Source organism: Vibrio sp. 03_296 (assembly GCF_002265885.1).
Genome location: NZ_NPKW01000765.1, coordinates 1 through 586, shown reverse-complemented (window position 1 = coordinate 586; position 586 = coordinate 1). Strand labels below are relative to the sequence as shown.

1 pseudogene is annotated in these 586 nt (G+C 49.1%); it reads right to left on the bottom strand.

The annotated features are described in order from the left end of the window. Positions 1-586, bottom strand: a pseudogene (locus tag CIK04_RS27715) (efflux RND transporter periplasmic adaptor subunit); the annotation flags it as partial.

Genomic DNA, 586 nt, shown 5'->3' with positions numbered 1-586 from the left:
CGTTCACGACCCAAACCGTGCGGTTGCTAACCAATTCTTGCGGCAAGCGATAGATGTGTTTGAGCTCTTTGCCTGCAAATTGCACCTCCACGTAGGAGCCGAACTTGATCGCAGGCTTTTGCGAATTAATGCCATACGGGTCATCAATACGAACCACAACGTTGATCATACGTGTGGCGGAATCAATCATCGCCAAGTCACGGTCAATGTTGCCCTCTCTTTCGACTTGGCGAAGCCCTTGCAAACGGATGGTGGCACGAATATTCGACAGTTTTTCAGGCAAGAAAGCACTGTCAAAGCCAGCAATAGGAATGTGAATTTCAGCTGCTTCAATATTGTTGAGTAACGCAACTTCACTCCGCGGAATAAATTGMCMACCCCTATTTGTCGTGAGACGACTAAAGCATCGTACGGGGCGACCACCTTACAGTTGTCCAGATCGCGCTCTGCTCGTTTGAGCGACGCCAGTGCTGATTTCACCTGCGCTTCCGCACTGAGCAATTGTGGCTTACGCAAATAGAGATCAGACACTTGTTTGTCGCTAAGGTTTTTGGCTTGGCGCTCAGCAACTTTCGCTTTCGCTTTT